This window comes from Methylomonas sp. MED-D, assembly GCF_050276835.1.
Taxonomy (GTDB): Bacteria; Pseudomonadota; Gammaproteobacteria; order Methylococcales; family Methylomonadaceae; genus Methylomonas; species Methylomonas koyamae_A.
The window spans coordinates 3,879,191-3,899,320 of record NZ_CP189965.1; the positions used below are offsets into that span (position 1 = coordinate 3,879,191).

27 protein-coding genes are annotated in these 20,130 nt (G+C 54.5%); 24 read left to right on the top strand and 3 right to left on the bottom strand.

The genetic code is table 11. The annotated features are described in order from the left end of the window. Window positions 1-18: 18 nt before the first annotated feature. From ACQE3E_RS17365 to ACQE3E_RS17385, 5 genes are all read left to right on the top strand, one after another. A complete protein-coding gene (locus ACQE3E_RS17365) occupies window positions 19-309 on the top strand; it encodes a HigA family addiction module antitoxin (RefSeq protein WP_313729615.1) in 291 nt (96 codons plus the stop codon). Window positions 310-398: 89 nt separating this feature from the next. Beyond that, the gene (locus ACQE3E_RS17370) at window positions 399-1,052 is read left to right on the top strand and encodes a hypothetical protein (protein WP_313729614.1); all 654 of its coding nucleotides are present in this window, start codon (window positions 399-401) and stop codon (window positions 1,050-1,052) included. Window positions 1,053-1,184: 132 nt separating this feature from the next. After that, window positions 1,185-1,436: a hypothetical protein gene (locus tag ACQE3E_RS17375; RefSeq protein ID WP_313729613.1), complete on the top strand. Its 252-nt coding sequence runs from the start codon at window positions 1,185-1,187 to the stop codon at window positions 1,434-1,436. Window positions 1,437-1,924: 488 nt separating this feature from the next. Then, window positions 1,925-2,701, top strand: coding sequence for a hypothetical protein (locus tag ACQE3E_RS17380; protein WP_427500867.1), 777 nt, complete (start codon window positions 1,925-1,927; stop codon window positions 2,699-2,701). A gap of 204 nt (window positions 2,702-2,905) precedes the next feature. Next, window positions 2,906-4,183, top strand: a complete 1,278-nt coding sequence (locus ACQE3E_RS17385) for a replicative DNA helicase (protein ID WP_313729611.1) — start codon at window positions 2,906-2,908, stop codon at window positions 4,181-4,183. 54 nt (window positions 4,184-4,237) lie between these two features. Here ACQE3E_RS17385 and ACQE3E_RS17390 read toward each other — a convergent pair whose 3' ends face one another. Continuing rightward, on the bottom strand, window positions 4,238-4,576 hold the full coding sequence (locus ACQE3E_RS17390; protein ID WP_313729610.1) for a hypothetical protein: 339 nt from the start codon (window positions 4,574-4,576) through the stop codon (window positions 4,238-4,240). 46 nt (window positions 4,577-4,622) lie between these two features. On the opposite strand from ACQE3E_RS17390, the gene ACQE3E_RS17395 reads away from it, so the two are divergent. The 17 genes from ACQE3E_RS17395 to ACQE3E_RS17475 all read left to right on the top strand — a co-directional run bounded on the left by ACQE3E_RS17395 (window position 4,623) and on the right by ACQE3E_RS17475 (window position 17,973). After that, a complete protein-coding gene (locus tag ACQE3E_RS17395) occupies window positions 4,623-5,168 on the top strand; it encodes a hypothetical protein (protein ID WP_313729609.1) in 546 nt (181 codons plus the stop codon). 17 nt (window positions 5,169-5,185) lie between these two features. Further along, window positions 5,186-5,743, top strand: coding sequence for a hypothetical protein (locus ACQE3E_RS17400; protein ID WP_313729608.1), 558 nt, complete (start codon window positions 5,186-5,188; stop codon window positions 5,741-5,743). A gap of 215 nt (window positions 5,744-5,958) precedes the next feature. Beyond that, a complete protein-coding gene (locus tag ACQE3E_RS17405; protein WP_313729607.1) occupies window positions 5,959-7,806 on the top strand; it encodes a phage tail tip lysozyme in 1,848 nt (615 codons plus the stop codon). Window positions 7,807-7,808: 2 nt separating this feature from the next. Next, complete coding sequence (locus ACQE3E_RS17410) at window positions 7,809-8,567, top strand: hypothetical protein (protein ID WP_313729606.1); 759 nt, start codon at window positions 7,809-7,811, stop codon at window positions 8,565-8,567. A gap of 2 nt (window positions 8,568-8,569) precedes the next feature. Further along, a complete protein-coding gene (locus tag ACQE3E_RS17415; protein ID WP_313729605.1) occupies window positions 8,570-9,568 on the top strand; it encodes a hypothetical protein in 999 nt (332 codons plus the stop codon). Between the two features lie 49 nt (window positions 9,569-9,617). Next, window positions 9,618-9,950 carry a hypothetical protein gene (locus ACQE3E_RS17420; protein ID WP_313729604.1) on the top strand — a complete coding sequence of 111 codons (333 nt, stop codon included), beginning with the start codon at window positions 9,618-9,620 and terminating at the stop codon, window positions 9,948-9,950. 54 nt (window positions 9,951-10,004) lie between these two features. Beyond that, complete coding sequence (locus ACQE3E_RS17425) at window positions 10,005-10,538, top strand: helix-turn-helix transcriptional regulator (protein ID WP_313729603.1); 534 nt, start codon at window positions 10,005-10,007, stop codon at window positions 10,536-10,538. Between the two features lie 78 nt (window positions 10,539-10,616). Then, entirely contained in the window at window positions 10,617-11,333 is a 717-nt protein-coding gene (locus ACQE3E_RS17430) for a VPLPA-CTERM sorting domain-containing protein (protein WP_313729602.1), read from the top strand. A 46-nt stretch (window positions 11,334-11,379) separates the two neighbouring features. Further along, window positions 11,380-11,559: a YHYH domain-containing protein gene (locus tag ACQE3E_RS17435; RefSeq protein WP_313729601.1), complete on the top strand. Its 180-nt coding sequence runs from the start codon at window positions 11,380-11,382 to the stop codon at window positions 11,557-11,559. Next, window positions 11,556-11,999: a hypothetical protein gene (locus ACQE3E_RS17440; protein WP_281021092.1), complete on the top strand. Its 444-nt coding sequence runs from the start codon at window positions 11,556-11,558 to the stop codon at window positions 11,997-11,999. Before ACQE3E_RS17435 ends, ACQE3E_RS17440 begins: the two co-directional genes overlap by 4 nt. 249 nt (window positions 12,000-12,248) lie before the next feature. Further along, window positions 12,249-12,824, top strand: coding sequence for a hypothetical protein (locus ACQE3E_RS17445; protein WP_313729600.1), 576 nt, complete (start codon window positions 12,249-12,251; stop codon window positions 12,822-12,824). Between the two features lie 19 nt (window positions 12,825-12,843). Next, entirely contained in the window at window positions 12,844-13,329 is a 486-nt protein-coding gene (locus tag ACQE3E_RS17450; RefSeq protein ID WP_313729599.1) for a helix-turn-helix domain-containing protein, read from the top strand. After that, on the top strand, window positions 13,326-13,940 hold the full coding sequence (locus tag ACQE3E_RS17455; protein WP_427500868.1) for a hypothetical protein: 615 nt from the start codon (window positions 13,326-13,328) through the stop codon (window positions 13,938-13,940). Before ACQE3E_RS17450 ends, ACQE3E_RS17455 begins: the two co-directional genes overlap by 4 nt. Window positions 13,941-13,943: 3 nt before the next feature. Beyond that, a complete protein-coding gene (locus ACQE3E_RS17460; protein WP_313729597.1) occupies window positions 13,944-14,696 on the top strand; it encodes a hypothetical protein in 753 nt (250 codons plus the stop codon). A gap of 5 nt (window positions 14,697-14,701) precedes the next feature. Beyond that, entirely contained in the window at window positions 14,702-15,544 is an 843-nt protein-coding gene (locus tag ACQE3E_RS17465; protein ID WP_313729596.1) for a hypothetical protein, read from the top strand. Between the two features lie 3 nt (window positions 15,545-15,547). Further along, window positions 15,548-17,065 (top strand): hypothetical protein, encoded by a 1,518-nt coding sequence (locus ACQE3E_RS17470; protein ID WP_313729595.1) that lies wholly within the window; start codon window positions 15,548-15,550, stop codon window positions 17,063-17,065. Between the two features lie 260 nt (window positions 17,066-17,325). Further along, complete coding sequence (locus tag ACQE3E_RS17475; RefSeq protein WP_313729594.1) at window positions 17,326-17,973, top strand: retropepsin-like aspartic protease family protein; 648 nt, start codon at window positions 17,326-17,328, stop codon at window positions 17,971-17,973. Between the two features lie 12 nt (window positions 17,974-17,985). Here ACQE3E_RS17475 and ACQE3E_RS17480 read toward each other — a convergent pair whose 3' ends face one another. Continuing rightward, entirely contained in the window at window positions 17,986-18,528 is a 543-nt protein-coding gene (locus tag ACQE3E_RS17480; protein ID WP_427500869.1) for an HNH endonuclease, read from the bottom strand. 26 nt (window positions 18,529-18,554) lie between these two features. On the opposite strand from ACQE3E_RS17480, the gene ACQE3E_RS17485 reads away from it, so the two are divergent. Together ACQE3E_RS17485 and ACQE3E_RS17490 are read left to right on the top strand one after the other, a co-directional pair. Beyond that, window positions 18,555-18,812, top strand: a complete 258-nt coding sequence (locus tag ACQE3E_RS17485; RefSeq protein ID WP_313729593.1) for a helix-turn-helix transcriptional regulator — start codon at window positions 18,555-18,557, stop codon at window positions 18,810-18,812. Then, window positions 18,809-19,456: a Rha family transcriptional regulator gene (locus ACQE3E_RS17490; protein ID WP_313729592.1), complete on the top strand. Its 648-nt coding sequence runs from the start codon at window positions 18,809-18,811 to the stop codon at window positions 19,454-19,456. The genes ACQE3E_RS17485 and ACQE3E_RS17490 overlap by 4 nt, the downstream gene beginning before the upstream one ends. Here the strand turns inward: ACQE3E_RS17490 and ACQE3E_RS17495 are convergent. Continuing rightward, a complete protein-coding gene (locus tag ACQE3E_RS17495; RefSeq protein ID WP_313729591.1) occupies window positions 19,434-19,703 on the bottom strand; it encodes a hypothetical protein in 270 nt (89 codons plus the stop codon). The genes ACQE3E_RS17490 and ACQE3E_RS17495 overlap by 23 nt on opposite strands. Between the last annotated feature and the right edge of the window lie 427 nt (window positions 19,704-20,130).

A 20,130-nucleotide genomic window follows, 5' to 3' on the forward strand; every position in this document is an offset into this window, starting at 1 on the left:
CAGGAATCGATGATGACGATGTTCAATCCCCCACACCCCGGCAGCATTTTGAAAGAGGACGTGTTACCCGAACTGGGTATCGGCGTCACCGAAGCCGCCGCACAGCTTGGCGTTTCCCGTGTCGCCTTGTCCCGCGTCGTCAATGGCCGGGCGGCCATTAGTGCCGATATGGCGATCCGGCTGGAAGCCTGGATGAACGGCCCGACCGCCGATACCTGGGTACGCATGCAGGCCGAATACGATTTGTGGCAGGCCCGGCAAAAGCCCAAGCCCAATGTCACGCCGATTCAGCGGCCGCGCGCGGCATAACGAATATCCGAATTAGCCAGCCTTACCCGACGGGGGACAGGCGGAGTCATTAATCGCTTGGCTGGCTATCCACCTTAATGACAATGCACTTGAATGGAGTGATTCAGGCCATGGGACCTTACCGAGAACCAACAGGCGAAGATATTTCAGATTTGCTGCTTCGTTTTGCACCAAAAGACATTTTGGAAGCCGTGGATTTAACAGAAGATAATAAAGATGAGTTTATTGATAGCTTTGATTCAGGTCGCTATCGTAATGGATATAGCTATAAAACTGATATAACGGCCTTAGCTTTATATTACAGCAATATAAATGCCGTCAATCACATTAAATATATAGATTACATAGAAAATGAGAGTCTTGCTCAATATTTCTATATAAATCCTGGTGTTATTTACTCTTTAATTCAATTTGTAAAAAGCGAAGAGTTTTATGAGGTTAATAAATTAAAGGACGATATTGATGCAGGTGATTTGCGAAAAAAAGATGAAATAATAAAACAAATTAAAGAAGAGCTTAAAAGATATAAAAGCGGTCCAAAAGCAAAATCAGAGGGAACGAGTGATAAATGGACGCCTGTTAAGAAAGACTTTTATGATTACATGAATATAAATCCAGAGTCAAAGGTTGAAGAAGCACGCAAGCTCATATTGAAGCCAAGGATTGGTATTAAAGACAGCGGATTTAAGATAATGCCAACAGATAAAACTTTGCGAACACACCTTCCGTACCCAAACAAATAAGCTAACAAATTACAGTTTTACCGGTAAAACTGCAACCATACCGGTAACTATGCAGTTTGTTTGATGAATTAGTTGTTTTGCATCAATACCATAGCCTCACACACCCAAACTAACTAAATGGAGAGTGAGAGCATGAGAACCGCAACAGATATATCCGCAGCCACGGCAACCGCCGGGCAAGTCAATGTAACGCTGGATGATATTATCCCGTCCGGCGATGTCCCCAAAAAATTCCCTCATCTTTATAGCGAAAAATCCTGGCGGTGGGCTGTTGTGCAGCGCAAAAACAATGGTTTGTCCAGGGCATTCCATAAAGTCGGAAAAACGCTATTTGTTAACACACGCGTTTTGGCCGAGTGCATCGTTTCGAATAAAGATACCTGATCGCATATTAAATGCGTTGCAAAGCCTTGTGAATTAAGGCTTGCAATGAATTAGGCGCAGATAAAGACGCAATTTCCCAGTTTTTAGAAAAAAGACTTCGACTCGACGGCAATTGAATCGGGAAATGCGTCAACAATCTACGTTAATTAATTTCGAGAAAGTTGTTAGGCGGAATGGCCGACTGGGTTGAATAATGAGCACAAAATATTTGTTTCGGAGATTAATAATTGCCTGCCGTTGTTGCGGGACGCCGTTGATGCGCGGCGAGCACCATATATGCGCGCAGTGCGCGGCCTATGGCAAGCTCGCGGCCAGCCAGGCCGAGTTTAGGACGGCAATGAGCCAGGCGGCGGGATCAGTTCCTCCGCAGCAGCAACACCGCAAAAAATAGGGCGAAAATGTCTAATCCATGGTTACGGCTATACCACGAATTCGCCACTGACCCAAAAATCCAGATGCTTTCGGAGGCGGATCAGCGGCGATTCATCATGATTTTGTGCCTGCGCTGCTGTAACGGAAATGTAACGTTACACGACGATGAGGTGTCGTTTCAGCTTCGCATTACCATTGCAGAATGGAAAAAAACGAAAGCCACTTTGCTTTCCAAAAACCTTATCTGTAGCGATAACTCACCTACTAACTGGGATAAGCGCCAATATGTGTCAGACTCAAGCGCGGCGCGGGTTGCGAGGCATAGAGAAAGAAAGAAACAGGCCTGTAACGTTACAGTAACGCCACCAGATACAGATACAGATACAGATACAGATACAGATACAGATAATATTTTTCCCGACGGGTTATTCGAAAAACCTCATCCGGAGGAGAAAGCGAAATCCGAAACCGAAAAGCATTTCCAGATCGCTTGGTCGCACTATCCCTCTCGCTCGGGCGGCAATTCCGAAACGAACGCACGAAAGGCCTTTGCAGCGCGGATCAAGTCCGGAATCGACCCCCAGGAGTTGATCCAAGGAGTAATCCGCTACGCCGCTTGGTGTGACTCTAACGCGAAGACAGGAACCGAGTTCGTCAAGCAAGCCGCAACGTTCTTCGGTCCCGGCTTGCACTTCAAAGAACCCTTTACCATCCCAACCGACCCCGCCCAACCCGGAGGACGCAAACATGCCCCAAAATCAAAATCATTCGACATTCGATCCAAGTTATATCCAGCACCCGCTCTCGGCGATAGCCCCAACGGCTCAGGCCCTGGAGCAAGTCAGCATCCTCTTCTCGAGACTTGGAGCGATCTACCGAAACTTGTGGATTGAAAGTTTCAAAAGCGATGAAGAGTTCAACGCGGCGGAAATCGAATGGGCCAAGCAATTGGATCGCCTTTCACCAATCCAGATCGAATCGGCCATCCAGGCCTGTATCGACTCTGGAAACCGGTTCCCACCGAACCTACCCGAATTCGTCAAATACGCAACCACCGCCCCCGAACCTCTGCCCAAATCGCGCCGGAAAATTTACCAATGAGCCAGACTAAACAAACGAAGTACGAGGAAGCGGTTGTTCATATCCTTCTCAACCGCCCAACAGCGCTGGCCGGCCACGAAATTGACGAGCGATGGTTCTCAAAATGGCGGCCGGTCATCGCCGCCGCCAAAGCCATCGCCGCCGCCGGCAACGAGCCAGATATGCTAACTCTCTCTGAGCACATCAAACGGCCTGGAATGCTCGAGGAACTCAACCAAATCCGAAACGGTACCCACGCTGCCGCCGAAAACCTGCCCAAATACTTGGCTGGGTTGCGGTCGATCTACCAGGCCGCGCACGTACAGCAAGTCCTGTCCAATTCACTCGCCCAGCTCCAGGCTGGCGCCGACCTAGACGAAGTGCTCGGCCGAATGATGCAGTCCACATTGGCCGCAGTCGCAACGGAGTCGCGCAACTACAACCACACAATCAAGCAGGCCCTAGGCCAGTTCGTTGATGGCCTTGAAGAGGCATTCGAATCTCGCGAGTCGGGCGGCCTAGGGCTCAAAACAGGCATCACGGCACTTGATCGCGTGCTCGGTGGCATGCATCCAACCGATCTGGTCGTAGTCGGCGCCAGGCCAGCCGTCGGGAAAACGGCCTTTGGGATGTCAGTCCTTCTCAACCTAGCCAAGACGGGCAAGCGAGTCGGATTTATATCGACAGAAATGGGGGTGTGCCAGCTCATGCTGAGGGCAACATCGGCCAATAGCGGAATCGCCGGCACCGCTCTGCGAGACGCCAATCTGCAGGACTCCGATTGGCCCAACATCACTGCGGCGATTAACCGCATCGCACACCTCGATGTCAGAATATTCGACAATCCGGACGTCACTATCGCGGACATAGCCCTGCGGGCTAAAGCTTGGGCCATCGACGGCGGGATCGACATCATTATCGTCGATTACATAACGCGCATTAAGCCGATCAAAACAAGCGGCAACCGGACCGTCGATGTCGGCGAAATCGCCATTGGCCTGAAAAACATTGCCCGCCAAATCAACATCCCCGTTATGGCGCTAGCCCAGCTTAACCGTGAGTCGACCAAGCGCTCCGACAAACGGCCGAACATGGCCGAGCTCAGGGATTCCGGTGTGATCGAGCAAGAAGCCGATCAAATCTTACTTCTCCATCGCGACGACGACGACCTCGCGCCAGCCGAAATAATCATCGATAAAAACCGGCATGGAGAAGTGGCCACCGTGCGCTGTTGCTACCTGCCCCAAACCATGCAGTGGACAAACCTCGCGGATCGATACGCCGACGCCGCTTAATCCAACCGTCGAACAATTTTTTAACCACCCCGGAAACCAAAAATGCCAGCCAATCTATTTTTGCCACGACTTGAAAAACTTGCCACCGACCAGTCGCCAACGCTGCTTGAGCTGATCCGGCGCAAAATCAATAGCCAGCCCGAAGAGGACGCAACCGACCCGGAATACCTTCGCAACGCCTTCACAGTCATTTCCTCGCACTACGTCGCCGCGATCGACGCAGGTGACATCAAATTCGCGGATGAAAGCGAAAAAAGCCAATTCTTTTGGATGTTGCAACTTTTGATCGATTACGCAACCGGTGGGGAAATGCGGAAATTGTTGCCCGCATCGGCCGAAGCCGAAAGCGGCAAATAAACCGGAAAAGGCAGGCGAATTGGCGAAAACCACCATGTAACCTACGCCATAACCTCAAATTTCCACCAAAACTGGAGTGAAAATGCCAAAAATATCGAAGGTAGAGTTTTTCAAAGCTCAAACAATTAAATCCGCCGTCGGCCCGGCCGCCGAAGCATTGGCAAAAATCGACGGCGCAGCCCTTGGCCTCAACGATAAAGACGCAAAAACCGTAGCGGCCGCCGCCGAAATCATCGGAAAAATCGACTCGTCGGCGCAAGCAGTGATCGACCAGGCGAACAGCCAGTACTTGAACCGGGACCAAGATTTAATCAACCTCGCATCAAGCCGCCTATTCCGGATCGGCTCCGACATTGAAGCGGCGCAAGCGCACAAGCGCCACGCCGAGCAGACCCACCTCGAAAAAACGACTGAGCTTAAGAAGCAGGGCTTCAACCAGGTCGAAATCGATGAAATTCTGGATGATCCCACGCCGGCGATCGAGGCCTTCCAGCAGAAAATCGCCGACTTAGGTGCGGAAAAAATCAAGGTTGAAGCATTTTTGGCCGACGCGCCCCGTTTCGCCCCCGATTTGTTAGTCGGAACCACCATCGAAGTCGCCGCCGAACATCCGGCCGAAGCGGCGTAATTGCAAGGACAGCAAAGATGAACATGCAAAACGTCACGGCAGCCACGCTCTTGGCTGCCAAAACCCGAATGACCGCACTAGGCCAAACATTCCGTGCCGCCAGCCTGGCAATCGAGCAACGAAACGCGGAGCACGACCGCCACCGGCAAGCCGCGCTACGCGAGAACATGCGGCCGAGCGAGTTCCTGGCCCTATTTCCAAGCCCGCCCGGCTCAATTGAATTCGCCGCCGAGGACGCCGAAATCGCCTCCAAGCAGGCGCAAATAGCGAGCCTCTCGGGGACAAATATCTGGGTCAGAGATCGTCTTGAAAATGACATCGACATGTTAAATGTCCAAAAAGGCCTAAAAACCTCGGCCTACAACCGCCAGCTCGCCAAACCCGAACGGCCGCTGACCGCCGCCGAATTCGCAACTCTGTACCCGGCGCCAACGCACATCACCGATCAAACAACAATCGCAGCGGGCCAAACCGAAGCGAATAAACTCAACTCATTCATCTACAGTGGCCCCTACCCGTCACCAGGGCTTTACGATGTGGACCTTTTGTCCGGAACCGCCGTGGTGTATCCGTAATGTCATTAGAAAGCGACAGCCGAGGATTCCTCGTTGGCGAGCCGATTGATCTGGGGCGCATGCCGACTGACATCAGTCGAATTCGCGATGATGTCTCAGCGATTCGCCAGGCAATAGCCGGACGCTGGCGCGAACACCGCCGGCCGGCGCCGTCGGCCGTCCCCGCCCGCGACTCGGCCGGCCGATTTGTCAGCGCATCGCCGGCCAAGGTGGCCGTGGCCGAGCCAAGCGCCACCAGAACGAGTGCCGCCGCCATTGCGGAAGCGGCCGGGAAGGCGGCGATTGCCGAGAGGATCAAGAGATCTTCAAATCAACCGGCGGCAATACCAGGTCGCGACTCGGCAGGCCGATTTACGTCGGAAGGCGGATCGGCCGGCAACCGATCGGCAACGGCTTCGGCCATTGCGTCGATCAGTGACCGGTTATCCCGTTTGACCGCCGCCGCGTCTGGCATCGACGACGCCGACCCGGCCGTGAAGGCGGCGCGCGAAGTAGCTGAGCCGCTACGTCGAGGATTCGAATTTTTCAGGGGCGACAAACAAACGCCGTGGCTGAAAAAAATCTTTACCAAGCTGGCGATTTTTCAGAAAGAGGAATCGGTTTTCAACAAGGCCGCGAAGGAAACGCTTGAAAAGATCGAAAGAAAGCCCGTATCCGTCAGCACGCAGAGTAATGGTTCGTCGTGGTTAAACAAGCTCCCGTTTGTCGGATCAATGCTCAGCACCTTGGGCAAAACCGCTATCGGCGGTGGCCTGCTTGGAATGCTAGCCAAAGGCGGGCGCGGCGCATTCGGCATGCTCAAACGCGTCCCTGTTCTCGGCGCCTTGCTGGCGGCCGGCGGCGCCGCATTCGACATATTCAGCAGCGAAAACGACAGCAGCCTGTCTCGGCGCGATAAAGATAAGGCGGCTGGAACATCCGTCGGCGGCTGGGTTGGCAGCCTTGGCGGCGTCGGTGCCGGCGCTCTGGCCGGCTCAATGCTCGGTCCGGTCGGGACTATCGTCGGCGGCATCGTCGGCGGATTCTTGGGCGACCAAGCAGGCCAACTTATCGGCGACAAATTCGGCGGGTGGGTTGCCGATTTGCGCGAAGCCGATGTTCCCGGCAAGATCGCGGGCGCATGGGATGGCGCGGTTGCGTCCATGTCCACGACTTTCAATGAGGCTTGGGCAAAGGTAAAAGACATTGGGGGGCTGGTAACGCAAGTTATCGGCGAGCAGATCGGCGGATTGGCCGACTACATCAAGGCCAATACCGGCATCGACCTCAAGCAGCAAGGCGCGGCGTGGTTGGATCGGACCAAGGCTAACGCCGGTGGCGCTTGGGATTTTACCAAGAAGGCGGCGGCGGCGTTGGTCGACACGGCCATGCAGGGCGTGGATTGGGCCTCAAAAAACACAACGGCCGGCAAGGTGATCGGCAAGGCAGCCAGATTTTCTAAATCTGGCGGTGAAATCGGAAGTCCAGAGCGAGCCATGCAATTGCTGATGGAAAAAGGCTGGTCGAAAGAAGATGCAGCCGCAATTGCCGCCAACATCAGCCAAGAAAGCGGATTCGATACTCGAGCGAAAGGCGACAATGGCACCGCCGTCGGCGCCGCCCAGTGGCACCCCGACAGGCAAAAAACGTTTGAGCGGGTTTTTGGGAAAAATCTGAGCGATGCTTCGTTCGACGAGCAAATCGCCTTTGTAGACTGGGAACTAAAAAACTCCCACCGTCGAGCCGGCCAGGCCATCAAGTCAGCGTCCGGCATTAATGCCAAAACGGCCGCAGTTGAGCAAACCTACGAAATCTCAGCTCTTGGCAAGCGCGGCGGCGTCCAGCCTGAGCGAATCTCCGATGCGAGAAAGTTTGCCGCCATTGATGTAGCTCCGCCCGTATCGATGGCTATGCCTAAAATTCCGATGATTCCACAAATCGCCGAAGCGCCAAAAGTCATCGAGCCGCTTGGATCGCCGGCCGCGCCGGCCTTCACCGTCAACCTGCCGTCCCAGGATGTTGGACAAAACTTATCAGATCGCCGAATAGCCCACATAGCCAGCGGCGGCATCGGAGGAATATAAAAATGGCCGAGTCCCAAACGCTCACGTCGGACTGGGGCGCGCTGTCGCCGCATTTGATCGCGTCCTTTTGGGAAGTCGATCGCGAAGGCAACAAGAAAAAGGACTCTAACACCATCATTAAGGCGGCGGTGACGGACGATGCTAATCTGGAAATAACGCTCAATTGGCAATCGCCCTTCGAACAAGCCGGCCCAGAGACCAAGGCGCCAACGTTGTTCGCCCTGATGCAAACCGGTGTCGCGCAGCAGATATTCGACGCCTTTGGATTCGATAAGGATCTCGATTCCACCGCAAAAGCCACCAGACTGCTTCAGCAATTCGAAGGCCGCACCGGCATCACCAGGCTTAATTCGGTCCAAGTGTTCAACGGCATGCCACCGGCCAAGATTCCCATGACGCTTCTTTTCCGGGCGTGGCGCGATCCTGTGGCCGAAGTCGAAAGCCCGGTCGATCAGCTTATGCAGTGGGCGCTGCCGATCGAGCTGGCTAAGGACAGCACCCTTCTTACAAACGCAATCGACGCGGTAAAGGGATCAAAAGATTGGATTGAGGCCGTTCTTCCGTCCAAATCGCCTACCCTGCTCGCATTCCACTACAAAGGCCGCACCTTCGCGCCGATGGTCATTGAATCCATCAGCCAGCCATTGACGGCGCCGATCGACAGTTCCGGGCGATTTGTCGAAATGACCTTGCAGATCACCTTGGCGACGTTGGCCGCCATCGACCGAAAAGACTGGCAGTCCATTTACAAAACTAAATAGCCATGACGAAGCCGCCCAAGCTTGACATCGCCGGTCAAAAAAAAGAACTCAAGGCCCTCCGCGAGTTCGATCAGAATCGCCGCGACAATGCCAACAACATCCTCCGTCCCGAGCAGATCGTCGGGAAGGATTGGAGATCGGCCAAGGTTCTAACGACCACCCTCGGACTGGCCAACGGCCAGATGCGCAAGATCACAAAACAAGACCTGATCGAGTTCAGCAAAAACATCGCCCGCCTGGAATCCAGGGTCGAGAAAGGCGTCACCGCCAATGAAGTCATCAACCTGTCGATGCCCGAAGACAAAAAACGCAGTAAGGAGCAGATTAATTTCGCAGTGCCGGTGACAATGAAATACGGGGACATCAAATTCCTTACCAATGCCGGGCCAGACTCAAAGGTAACTCGACACAGTGTTCACATTATTTTAACCGACTACGATCATGGGCTTGCCAAGGCGGGCACCCCGCTCCAGGCGGCAAAGGAAATTGCAAAAGGTAATTTGCTTTTCGACTGCGACTGCGACCATCACACTTTTGTATTTCGGTACATCACAACCATCATGAAGGCCAATGCCGGTCGGCCAGAGCATGGGTTCCCAAAGCTCAAAAACCCGCAACTGAACGGGATCGCATGCAAACACGTCTTGCGGGTCATGGTCGAACTCAATACCTCGATTTTCATCTGGAAAAAAATTGCGGCGATGATTGAATCCGACCGCGCCAACAACGCCAGCAAGGAACTCAAACGCCGACAAAAAACGGTATCGCTGACGCAACGCGAGGCTTCCGAATTAGCGGCCAAGCAGAAGCTGACCCCCCGAAAAATCGAGGCCATCACCAAAACAGCGAAAGCCGCTCAGAAGGTGGCCAAAACGGCACCGCCGCCGAAGCGGCCAAAGCGCGCCTCAGCGCAAGAAGCAAATAATGCGGCCGCCATCTTGGCGGCTTCCGGAATGACCATGGAGCAAATCATGGCCCTGATAGCCGAAAATAGGGGATAAACCGCAGTCCCGCCCGAACCCGCTTTTTAACCAACCCCGAGGAACAACCATGCAACTACCTAATTTTCAGCACCGCCTGCTCCCTTCTGGCGGCGAACCGTCGGAATTTAACAACCTCGATTTGTACTCCGCGATAATCGGTAAAATCGAAGACATCCACGCTCTCCACGACATCGTTCGTAGCCAATTTGAACACGAAAGCGGCGTGGTCATCAGCCCGGAAACCAACCTAAATCTTCTAAACCAAATCCAAAACCACCTAGCCGACCTCGAAACCGTCGCCGAATGGCTCGTAAACAACTTCCACATTCAGCCGATTGCCGATGAAATCGATGAACCCATTGCCACCGATTTAGAAACAATGCCCGAGGTCACTCACTAGGCTCATGAATGGGCGGCCCGCCGCCCTCAACCCAACTAGCCCGCGCCGGCAATAATGACCAACCCCAAAATCATTTACACCAACAAAACTGAAATCGCGGCTTTAAAAGCGGTCGGCGCACGCCTCAAAGAGGCGCGAGAATTCCTAAAATTAACGCAAACGCATGCAGCGCCCTTGCTGGAAACGTCGGGTCAAGCACTGATCGACGCCGAAAGCGGTCGGCTCAATCCCCTACCAATCAAATTCTTGAAAGCCGCCGCCGAGACCTACTCTGTGTCCGTCGATTGGCTACTCGGACTGGTCGAATGGGAACGAGAAGACGCCGGCCGCGACCTGTTGGCCGGCCTGCAGCGAATCCACCTAAAACACTACGCCGAGCTCGTCGCCCGCCAGGCCGAGGCGGACGAAAACAACGGCCGCGCGCAAGCGGCGCTCGCCGAAATCGTCGCCGCTTTCGAGGTATTCATAAAGTCCAATCCGGATTTCGAAGACATGCCCGCCGGGGCGCGGCTATTGCGGGCTGTTTCCACCGCCAAAAATAGCCTAGTCGCCCAGTCAAGCGGCAACAAACAGACTTTAAGCGTTTGATTTTTAACAGCCCCAGGTCTAAAGTTACTACAGGCCGCCGAGGCCTCTTTTAACCTCTAATTGACCAAAGGGTAACAAATGATGAGATTCAAAAAACCATTGCTGATCATCGGCGCCCTACTTAGCGGGATCGCATTTAACGCTCGGGCGACCCTCACAAGCTACAGCGGTGCGGATGGAATTGGCTTAGTCTACAGCAGCGTTAGCAATGTCACCTGGACCCGAGACGCCAACCTGTTCAAAACGCTGTCCGACGCCAACCCCAATCTGATCAATCTGATTGCGGCTGTCACCCCCATCTATAACGACCCGGTTATGGGCGTTCAAGCCGTCGGCGACGATGATTTCGATACCGCAATGGGGCTCTTAAGCTGGTGGGGCGCTGAAGCCTTCACCAACTACCTCAACAGCATCAACTATGGCGGCAGCAATCAATGGACGCTGCCCAGTGCAGGCACCAACCCCAGACTTGGATACAACAAGACTGGCAGCAACTTTGGTCAGTTATTTTACACCGAATTAGGCGGCACAGCCCATAACAGCATCCCTAACACCGCCGTCTTCAACAACGAGCAAAGCGCTGCATACTTGGCAGCGGAGTACGCACCCTATCCCGTTTACTCTTGGGCCTTCAATACCTCCGCTGGCGAGCAATTTTTCTACCCTAAGGGCCTTAAAGGCCGCGCATGGGTCGTCAGCCCCGGACAAGTGCCCGCCGCCGTGCCGTTACCTAGCGCTGCCTGGCTGATGGGCGGCAGCCTATTGGGATTGGCTGGCATGAAACGTCGCAGCTAAGCGCGCGCTCAAATAAGTTTTTTCTGGCCAAGTGGGTAGCCGTAAGATGACTAAACTCGCCGCTCAAATTCTCTCCTTACCGATCGCGCTGTTGGCGGCGTACCCCTTATCCGGCGCCGCCCACCCCGGCAAGATCAATGCCGAAGGTTGCCACACCGAGCGCAAAACCGGCGATTACCACTACCCCGGCCCGCGCCCGGTTAGCTCTACGTTAAGCCTCACATGAGCGACCCCGACGACTTCTACTTGCAGGTGGCGTTCGCCTTGACGGGGTGCCAACTGGTTGAGCAAGCACTTAAGCTCTACATCGCAGAGGCACTCGAATACGTCAAGAAGTGCGTCGGCAAGCGCTTGCCCTTCAAGATGACGGGCCAAGACTACGAAGACGCATCCTTAGAGCGCCTGATCGAAGCCTTTCGCAAGTTGACCGACAACGAAGAGCTTGTGGCTGCCCTTCGCAAATTCAAGAACGAGAGGAACTTCCTCAGCCACAAGGGGATTGCTCACTGCCTAGACCCCACGGGTGAACTCGGGAACATTTCTGTTGCGGAGGTCATGCCTAGGCTTCAAGCAATTCAGACCGAGGCGCAAAGACTTCGCATCGCCATCCACGAAGAAGGCGTTACTTTCAAAGGGCACCTCTACTTTGGCTCATTCCCAGAGTGAGGCCTAACCCTGCGGTCAACGCGAGGCCCAGCGACAGTCCACCAGGCCCGCCTGCCTCGTGTTACCGTGAACGTTAAACGAGCAATTTGTGACATAAACCGGCCATTCAGAAATCAATCCTGACGGTCGGAAATTGGCCGATTCCAGCCCATCACCCTAAATAAACCACTGAATTAAACCCGGAAATCGCCGCGAATTTAGCAAAAAACCCATGATTAAATGCCTAAAAACCACCGATTTTAGGCATAAATGCTTATTTCTTATACCAATTTAAAACCCGAAGAATTCAAACACGCGATGTCGCTGAATTTCGGCGCGCGGATGCTCCAGGCCCGCGAACTGTGCGGCCTGGAGCAAATTGAAGCCGCTCCACTATTCGGATTTGCCAATTCGTCCCGCCTGAGCAAGATCGAATCGCCAACGCACGAAAGCCTCGCCTACATCCAGCCCAAGGTTCTGGTCCCGGCCGTTTTAAACTACAACGTCAGCGCCGACTTCCTATTTGGCTTCTCGAACTATCCCCAGCGCGACATCAAGCAAGCCCGCGAAAACCAGGTTGCGGACCTTTTAACCGACCTGATCGCTAACGAAATCGCCGACATCCGCCGCCTGGTGGATACGGTCAACCAGATCGCCAAACAGACCCAGCGCTTTGCGGAAAAAACTCAAGAAATTCAGCAAGCGCTCGACCGGTTTCGGCAACTGAACCCGGATTTCGACGACATGGCCGGCGGCGCCAAACTCGATCGCTTAGTTTGCCAACTGCGCCAAGACGCAAAGCACAACGCCAACGAACTGGCCGAACTGCGCCAGTCCCTCCAATAACCCTTTTAACTTTACCACCATGGCTGAAAACACCAAAAAAGGCGGACGCCCGAGAGGCTACAGGCCGCAATACGTTCAGCTCGCCCACAATTACACGCTACTGGGCGCGACAGAGGGCCAACTCGCCGAATTTTTCAACGTCTCGGCGGCCACTGTCAAAAGCTGGACTAAACATCGGCCGGAATTCGCCGACGCGATTAAGCGCGGAAAAATCCTGGCCGACGCGGAAGTCGCAAACGGCCTATTTCGGCGCGGCACCGGGTACCCCTACACCGAAGTCACCACGCGGGAAATCAAGAACCCAGCCGGCGAAGTCACGTCCGTTGAAGTCGTCACAGTGACCAGCGAAATTCCACCGGACACTGAAGCCTGCATATTTTGGCTGACCAACCGCCAACCTGACAAATGGCGAAACCGACTGGAAATTGAGCACGCCGACAAGCGCGAATCCAGCACGCCGGACCAAGATACCCCGGCCACACCCCAACAGGAAGCCACCCCATGAACTCGGACGCCTTTGCAAAAATCGAAAACGCCGCCCACGACGGCGCGTTCGGTCATAACCAGCGGCCAACGCCGACCGATCGGCAATGCCTGGCCGGCAATTACAAGGTCGGCCGCGCCTCAATTTACGGCATGCCGGTTGCGATTGAGCAGCCGCGACACAGCTATCGCACCGGCGTCGATCCGAAAACCGGCCAGCGCTGGACTTCCAGGCTGGCCGCGCATTACGGCTACTTCTCTGGCACCAAAGGTGCCGACGGCGACCCCGTCGATTGCTTCATCGGCCCCTACCCTCAATCGGAAACCGCCTGGGTTATCAACCAGCACGTCGGCGACGCCTTCGATGAGCACAAGGTCATGCTGTGTTTCCCCGATTTTGAGACCGCGCGCCGCGCCTATCTCGACAGCTACGAACGCGGCTGGAAAGGCCTGCACAGCTTGGTAAAAGTTTCGCCGCAGCAATTACGCTGGTGGCTCAAGAACGGCGACCTGAAAAAGGCATTGACCTCCGCCGATCTGGCCGCCGCCGATGGGCCGGCCGCCGCCAAGGCCAAAGCCGCACGCGCCGACGCCGATTATTTGAAAACGCGATCCACCATCCTGGGGTACTAAACCATGTTCCAACCCGTCAAAGTCGGCTTCGGCCATTATATGGGCAGGTTCTACGCCTCACTGGTCGCCACGACCCAGCCGATGACCGAATACCTGGAGCGCGGCGTTGCCAAAAGCATCGCCTGGGCGCCGTCGCGTATGAGCGATGCCGCCGAAGTAATGTTGGCGGCCTGGCAGCGTAACGATACCGACAGCGCGCCGACACAGCCAGCCAAGCTACCGGTCATCTTGGTGGCAATGGACCAGAGCCACACGCCGACCGGGCGCGAGTTTGCAAGACAGATCGCCGACTCGATGAAGGTCATTATGCCCGGCGACACCAAACAGCGCCTATTCGGCTTGCGGACTGTATTCGGCGACATCCGCACTCAACTGGTGTTCGCGGCGGCTGATGAGCCGACGGCGCGGTCCCTGGCGGCGCAATTCCTCAGCTTCATTGACGCGGTACCGAATCGCCGGTTTGGCTATTCGACCACGTTTGCCGGCGTTAGCGAAGACTGGGTAGCGACCATAGAATCGCCGGACATTCCGGCCGTCGCGATTCGTACCGGCATGAAGAACGTGGTCATGCTGGCGGTGGACATCACAATCAAAGCCCAAATACCGCTCTACGACGCCCCCAAGGCCGGCGAGCCGAACGACGGCAAAGGCGTACCCGGTACCGACGATCCGGCCGGCTATCCGGTGGTGATAGAGGTTGATTTCGACGACAAAGCTCTGAACCTCCAGCAAGCGGTTACCGCCATCAGTCCGTAGCCAAAATGGCGAAGCTAACTAAAGATCAATGGCACGATGCCAGGGAAATCTGGGAATGCGATCCAAGAGACGGCTTCGATTGGCTTTCCAATCATCTTGGCAATGTTGTTTCTAGGCAAGCGATCAGCAAGTCCGCAAAGCAACAGGGGTGGGCGAAAAGACCGGGGCAAGTTGCGCAACTAAAATCGAAAAGTTGCGCAACTATTCAAGAGGTAGCGCAACCAGCGCCAAAGCCAATTCCAAATCAAAAGCAACAGCCGGCGAAGAAGCCGGAAGCTGTTCAGGAACCGGAATGGGAAGAGGTTGATGAAGCGGAATCCAGACGGACCGGTCGCCCCAGTATGTATATGCCTCATTTTGATAGGCAGGCTTACCAGCTCTGTTTGTTGGGGGCAACCGATAGCCACCTCGCCGAGTTCTTCATGGTGACGGAGCAAACTATCAACAACTGGAAGAAGGTACATGTCACCTTTTTTGAGTCCATTAGGGACGGCAAGATGCTGGCCGATGCCGGCATGGCCGAGCGGCTATATCAGCGCGGTATGGGCTACTCATGCCCGGACACACACGTAGCCGTCATCAATAACAAAATCGTCCTGACGGAACTAGTCAAGCATTACCCGCCTGATACAAAAGCCGCGTTTCTGTGGCTCAAAAACAGACAGCCAACGCTGTGGCGCGACAAGGTGGAAGTCAAGTCGGAGGTGTCAATAACGCCTATCCCGTGGGATGAATTGCGGGAAATAACCAAAGCCTCGGTTGCCGAAGCCGAGCGCAAGCACCAAGAGCTATTGGCTACCAGATATGCCGCCTTTGGGCTAAAGCGGGAAGAGTTCGATAACGACTGATTTATGGCGAAGGAGACTTTAGTCGAAGACCCGCGATGGCTGGGTTTTTGCCAGGAATACCAGGGCGATATTGTTCGTTTCGCGATCGAGGTCTGTGGATATACGCTGTCGAGCCAACAGATCAGGCTGTTGCGATCCGTCGCCAGGAGCAGGTCTCGCGTTTCCGTATCATCAGGTCATGGTACCGGCAAGACAAAATCGCTGTCCATCATTGTTCTGTGGCATCTACTGTGCCTGCCGAAATCGGTCATGCTGATTACGGCAAACGACATGGACCAGTTGAATGCAACATTATGGAAAGAAGTTGCGATCACGGTCGAGAGAATAGGGATTGGCTATTTTAGCTGGCTATACCCTCACATTTTCATAGGCGCCGACAACCACTGCCACGTCGTCGGCTATGACGATCAGTGGTTCGTTGAGAGCAAGACCGCCAACGCCAAGACCGCTAACAAAATGGCCGGTCGTCATGGCGAAAACTTCATGGTAATTGTCGACGAAGGCTCGACGGTGCCGGATGAGGTATTCAACACGCTGACCGGCGCGTTGACTGAAGAGCATAACCGGATGGTGATAACCAGCCAGTACACTCGGCTGTCCGGATACTTCCACCGCACGCAAACCGAATTGGCGTTGACAAACGGCGGCTCTTGGGACGCCATGACGTTTTCGTCTGTCGAGTCCCCGTGGGTTTCCGACGTGGACTTGGCCGAAAAGCTACGCGACTACGACGAAGACGAAAAGCGGGTCAGGCTGTTTGGATTGCCGCCAGAGGATTCATCAAAGTTCTTGTTGTCTTTGAAGTTCGCGAATGCGATGTACAGCTACGGCAGGATCATTGGCGATGACGAGCCGTATGGCTGGGTGGTGTCGTCGGACGTTGCGCTCGGCGAAGGGTTGCGCGATAAGTCGAGCATTGGTGTTGCCAGGGTGATTGGCTACGGCGACCGAGGGGACAATCCACGGCGAGTCGAACTGATACAGATACCTCTATACACGAACAAAGTGAAATCCTCGAAATTGGCGCCGAGAATAATCGAATCCGGCGCCGATCTACCGAACCCTACCTATGTCGTTGACAAAGGCGGCATTGGCGGAACGGTATGCCAGCAAATCGAAGAGCAGGGCCAGGTATTGAAGCCGGTAGTTTGGGGAAAGCCATGCTGGCAAAAAGAAAATAATGATCGCTACCAAAACTTGCGAGCTCAAGCCATGCACCATGCGGCATTGGCGGCTAAAACCGGCAGGCTGTCGATACTGACCCCAGATTTTCGTCGGCAGATGGTTGCCGAAGCATCAGGGGTTCCAAAGGATCACACCGGAAATTTTCGGCTAAAAATTCCCGAAAAGGGATCGCCCGCATGGGAGGGACGCGGAAGCCCCGACTTGTGGGATATGGTTTGCTTTCTTTTCATGGAAGGGGTCGATTACATGGTTTCCGAAAACGCCGGGGCGAATACCGGTAGCGTAGTTGCCGCCGCCGTCGCTGCCGCAAGTGATATGTTCGCCGGCGTGGATTAACCGGAAAACGCCACCCCTATGCAAGCACTCAGCGATCCGACCGCAAATCGTGACCCCGACGCCAGTCTTACGTCCCGTCTAATGCGATAATTCCGACGTCAAACTTAGCAGATTCCAAGGGCGGGAAAATGGGAATACAGGATAGAGACTACTACCGGGAAAAACACCGACAAGCCTCGCAGCCTAAACCCGGAGGTGCTCGGTTTCTGATATACCCGATCCTGGCGCTTGGTCTACTTTGGTATGGGGCAGACCGGTTCTTGAAGGATCGCCAATTTGGTCTTCAGCCGGCGCCGGTCCCAACAATTATTCAGACCAGCCCCCCGGCACCGGTAACGATTGACCCGGCACCCACCCAACAACGATCCGCGCAACCTCAAACGGGAGGGGCCATCCTTACCGCTGATCGGCAAGGTCACTTTCGCGGTACCGTCGTGATCAATGGCGTGCCGATGCCGTTTATGATCGACACCGGCGCAACCACAACCGTAATCCCAGAGAAATGGGCGCCAGCCGCCAAGCTAGCCCTAGGACGAGTGATTCAAGCCAGCACAGCAGGTGGCGATGTCGCGGAGCGCGAAACCCGAATCGAATCGCTTCAACTCGGCAATGCGCTGATTCAGAATCTCAACGCCCACACCAATCCCTATTTGAACGAAGTTCTGATCGGCATGAACACGCTGAAGCTGTTCAAAATGGTTCAGGAAGGCAACCGGCTTACATTGACCACCATCGGTATACCGGCCAGCCAATCACCGGCCACAAAGCCTTCGGCAACGCTTCCAGGCGCTACGGTCGCCGTGGCCGCATCAGGTACTGAGCAGACGATCAAAAAGCCAACCGTCATCAAGAAATCCGTAACCTGTGACGCCAATAAGGTCTGCAAAACGGTCTATAGCGACCACTGACCTGAGCTTTCCTCATAGCCGCAATCCGTGCCATTTCCCCTGGCTAAGCCGGCGACTGACCAGGGCCTTGTAGTCTTCCGGGGTAGGCGGCTCTTTACGCTGATGCCTTAATCGATTGCAATAAGCGCACGCCGCAACGATATTTGTTCGATCAGCGCTGCCGCCTTCAGAGTGAGCCTGCAAGTGTTCGCCAGTGCATTTCAAGCGCATGGCCTTACTGGGCTTTAGTCGATGCGACGATGCGAATTCATCAAGGTTGTTAATCCACATCGGCTGCTCGCAGTAAAAACAGCGGCCGGCTTGGCGGTTGAAAGCGATTAAACGGGGTTTGACGAGGGATTTTCGGCGGCGTGCCATAACAAAGTCTCCAAACTGGTTGAAAGTACCCCCGTTGCCGTGTTTGGCTGAGCGGGGTACCAGTCGGAGTTGTCGAGCTGGCACAACAGGCTTGCTGGCAGCAAAGCCCACGGCCTGATTATACGTTCCTGGGGACGCTATTTTCAAACCGGAAAACGCGCGAATCCGCCTAAAAATCGTCCAACAGAATACAGCCATCACTTTTTAGACCCAAGGAGGTCGTGATGGCGTATCAACCCAGCCCGAACCGAATCGCGGCGCAATCACCCGGTTTTTACCGAATTTGGCATATCACCGGCGACAAAAAGCGCGGAATTGAGCCGATCCTGCCGATAGGCCGCTCAACATTCCTGGATGGGGTGGCCGCCGGCAAATACCCGCAACCGGTTAAGCTTGGCAAACGGACCTCGGCATGGCGCAAGTCCGACATTTTGGCCCTGATCGAAAGCTTCGAGCCTGGCGCCAATATGGGGGCGGCATGAAAGCCAAGGCCAAAACCAACCTCGCGTTGGTCGAAGTACATGGCCGGAAATTGACCACGACCAGCTTGGTGATAGCCGAGCAATTTGGAAGGCCTCATAAAAGCGTTTTACGAAGCTTGGACACGTTGAAAGATCGGCTCAAATTTGTGCCAATCTCCTATAGCGACTCATACGGGCGCGAGCAAAAACTGTATCAGCTCGACGAGCGCGCGTTTTTGATCGCTATGCCATTCATCGGCGGCAAGAAATCTGTGGACGGGCAAATTGCGCTGGTCGATGAATTCATGCGGTTGAAGAAGCTCATCAACGAGCCCGGCCGTAACGCCGAACTGATCGCCAAGCGCAACACCGGGGCGGAAATGACCGACATGTTGCGCTTCATCCGCGAGTCCGCCGGCAAACAGACCGCCGCCAAGCACTTCATCAGCGAGCACATGTTTTGCAATCGCGCCCTGACCGGCAAATGGGCGGCGATCGATGAAACCGAGCTGGACGTGTACGACACTCGCTTAATGGCCGAGATTCGTAAACACAATATGCGCTTGATGACGCGGCATCCCAAACAGGCCGACCGCAAAGAACTGATGGATGTCTTCGTTGCAAATTACCGGGCCAAGCACCCTAGGCCGGCTTTGGCGGCGTGACTATCACCAGCGCCGCTGCGATGTCGATTTTGTCCAGCAAGGCGTCCAGGTCTTCGCCGTCGCTGTTGCCGTCGGCGATGGATTGCAGGGTGTCTATGCTTCCCTGTAGCTCACTTGACTTTTCTTCTGGAAGGGCTATATCCTCTCCGAGGCTGGAAGGGATGCGAGCAGTGTCATCATCCCCAGCAAGTTCAGTAATGTCTGCCCTCGTACTGGAGCCATCCTCTTGTTTTTCAAATGCGGTCAAAAGCCAAGCCTTTGATGCGCCATTCCACCCATCACGGCAATTACCTCGCTATTGTCTACGCTATGGTCATAAAATCAGAAATGTTTCCTCTGTTGTGTACTCGCGTTCCTTGATCTAAAATTCCCTCAAGTTGGCAACTCGCTAAACCGGAAGGATTCGTTCCCCGGTCATTGGAAGTAGTTGCAGGGCAAGCCGCGTCAATCGCGGCTTTGTCTTGTGTGGCGCTATAAAAAACAGCTTCTTGACATTTGTTGAGCTTTATTGATTGCCATACTTCAAGGTAAACTATCGACCAAACTCGACTTACAACGAGACAAATTTGTAAGCAAAGCCTCACGCTAAATGACGCGAGACGAATACTAGATGGGTAGGAGTAAAACAATGGCCGAGTCACTGAAAAGTAACGGTTGCGCTCAGGTTCTGCATT

Coding starts and splice junctions, on each gene's coding strand:
- ACQE3E_RS17445 (WP_313729600.1), top strand. CDS start 12,249: ATGCTTATTTCTTATACCAATTTAAAACCCGAAGAATTCAAACACGCG.
- ACQE3E_RS17465 (WP_313729596.1), top strand. CDS start 14,702: ATGGCGAAGCTAACTAAAGATCAATGGCACGATGCCAGGGAAATCTGG.
- ACQE3E_RS17390 (WP_313729610.1), bottom strand. CDS start 4,576: ATGGTGGTTTTCGCCAATTCGCCTGCCTTTTCCGGTTTATTTGCCGCT.
- ACQE3E_RS17470 (WP_313729595.1), top strand. CDS start 15,548: ATGGCGAAGGAGACTTTAGTCGAAGACCCGCGATGGCTGGGTTTTTGC.
- ACQE3E_RS17480 (WP_427500869.1), bottom strand. CDS start 18,528: ATGGCTGTATTCTGTTGGACGATTTTTAGGCGGATTCGCGCGTTTTCC.
- ACQE3E_RS17455 (WP_427500868.1), top strand. CDS start 13,326: ATGAACTCGGACGCCTTTGCAAAAATCGAAAACGCCGCCCACGACGGC.
- ACQE3E_RS17490 (WP_313729592.1), top strand. CDS start 18,809: ATGAAAGCCAAGGCCAAAACCAACCTCGCGTTGGTCGAAGTACATGGC.
- ACQE3E_RS17385 (WP_313729611.1), top strand. CDS start 2,906: ATGAGCCAGACTAAACAAACGAAGTACGAGGAAGCGGTTGTTCATATC.
- ACQE3E_RS17375 (WP_313729613.1), top strand. CDS start 1,185: ATGAGAACCGCAACAGATATATCCGCAGCCACGGCAACCGCCGGGCAA.
- ACQE3E_RS17395 (WP_313729609.1), top strand. CDS start 4,623: ATGCCAAAAATATCGAAGGTAGAGTTTTTCAAAGCTCAAACAATTAAA.
- ACQE3E_RS17420 (WP_313729604.1), top strand. CDS start 9,618: ATGCAACTACCTAATTTTCAGCACCGCCTGCTCCCTTCTGGCGGCGAA.
- ACQE3E_RS17400 (WP_313729608.1), top strand. CDS start 5,186: ATGAACATGCAAAACGTCACGGCAGCCACGCTCTTGGCTGCCAAAACC.
- ACQE3E_RS17450 (WP_313729599.1), top strand. CDS start 12,844: ATGGCTGAAAACACCAAAAAAGGCGGACGCCCGAGAGGCTACAGGCCG.
- ACQE3E_RS17410 (WP_313729606.1), top strand. CDS start 7,809: ATGGCCGAGTCCCAAACGCTCACGTCGGACTGGGGCGCGCTGTCGCCG.
- ACQE3E_RS17365 (WP_313729615.1), top strand. CDS start 19: ATGTTCAATCCCCCACACCCCGGCAGCATTTTGAAAGAGGACGTGTTA.
- ACQE3E_RS17430 (WP_313729602.1), top strand. CDS start 10,617: ATGATGAGATTCAAAAAACCATTGCTGATCATCGGCGCCCTACTTAGC.
- ACQE3E_RS17460 (WP_313729597.1), top strand. CDS start 13,944: ATGTTCCAACCCGTCAAAGTCGGCTTCGGCCATTATATGGGCAGGTTC.
- ACQE3E_RS17435 (WP_313729601.1), top strand. CDS start 11,380: ATGACTAAACTCGCCGCTCAAATTCTCTCCTTACCGATCGCGCTGTTG.
- ACQE3E_RS17415 (WP_313729605.1), top strand. CDS start 8,570: ATGACGAAGCCGCCCAAGCTTGACATCGCCGGTCAAAAAAAAGAACTC.
- ACQE3E_RS17485 (WP_313729593.1), top strand. CDS start 18,555: ATGGCGTATCAACCCAGCCCGAACCGAATCGCGGCGCAATCACCCGGT.
- ACQE3E_RS17425 (WP_313729603.1), top strand. CDS start 10,005: ATGACCAACCCCAAAATCATTTACACCAACAAAACTGAAATCGCGGCT.
- ACQE3E_RS17440 (WP_281021092.1), top strand. CDS start 11,556: ATGAGCGACCCCGACGACTTCTACTTGCAGGTGGCGTTCGCCTTGACG.
- ACQE3E_RS17380 (WP_427500867.1), top strand. CDS start 1,925: ATGATTTTGTGCCTGCGCTGCTGTAACGGAAATGTAACGTTACACGAC.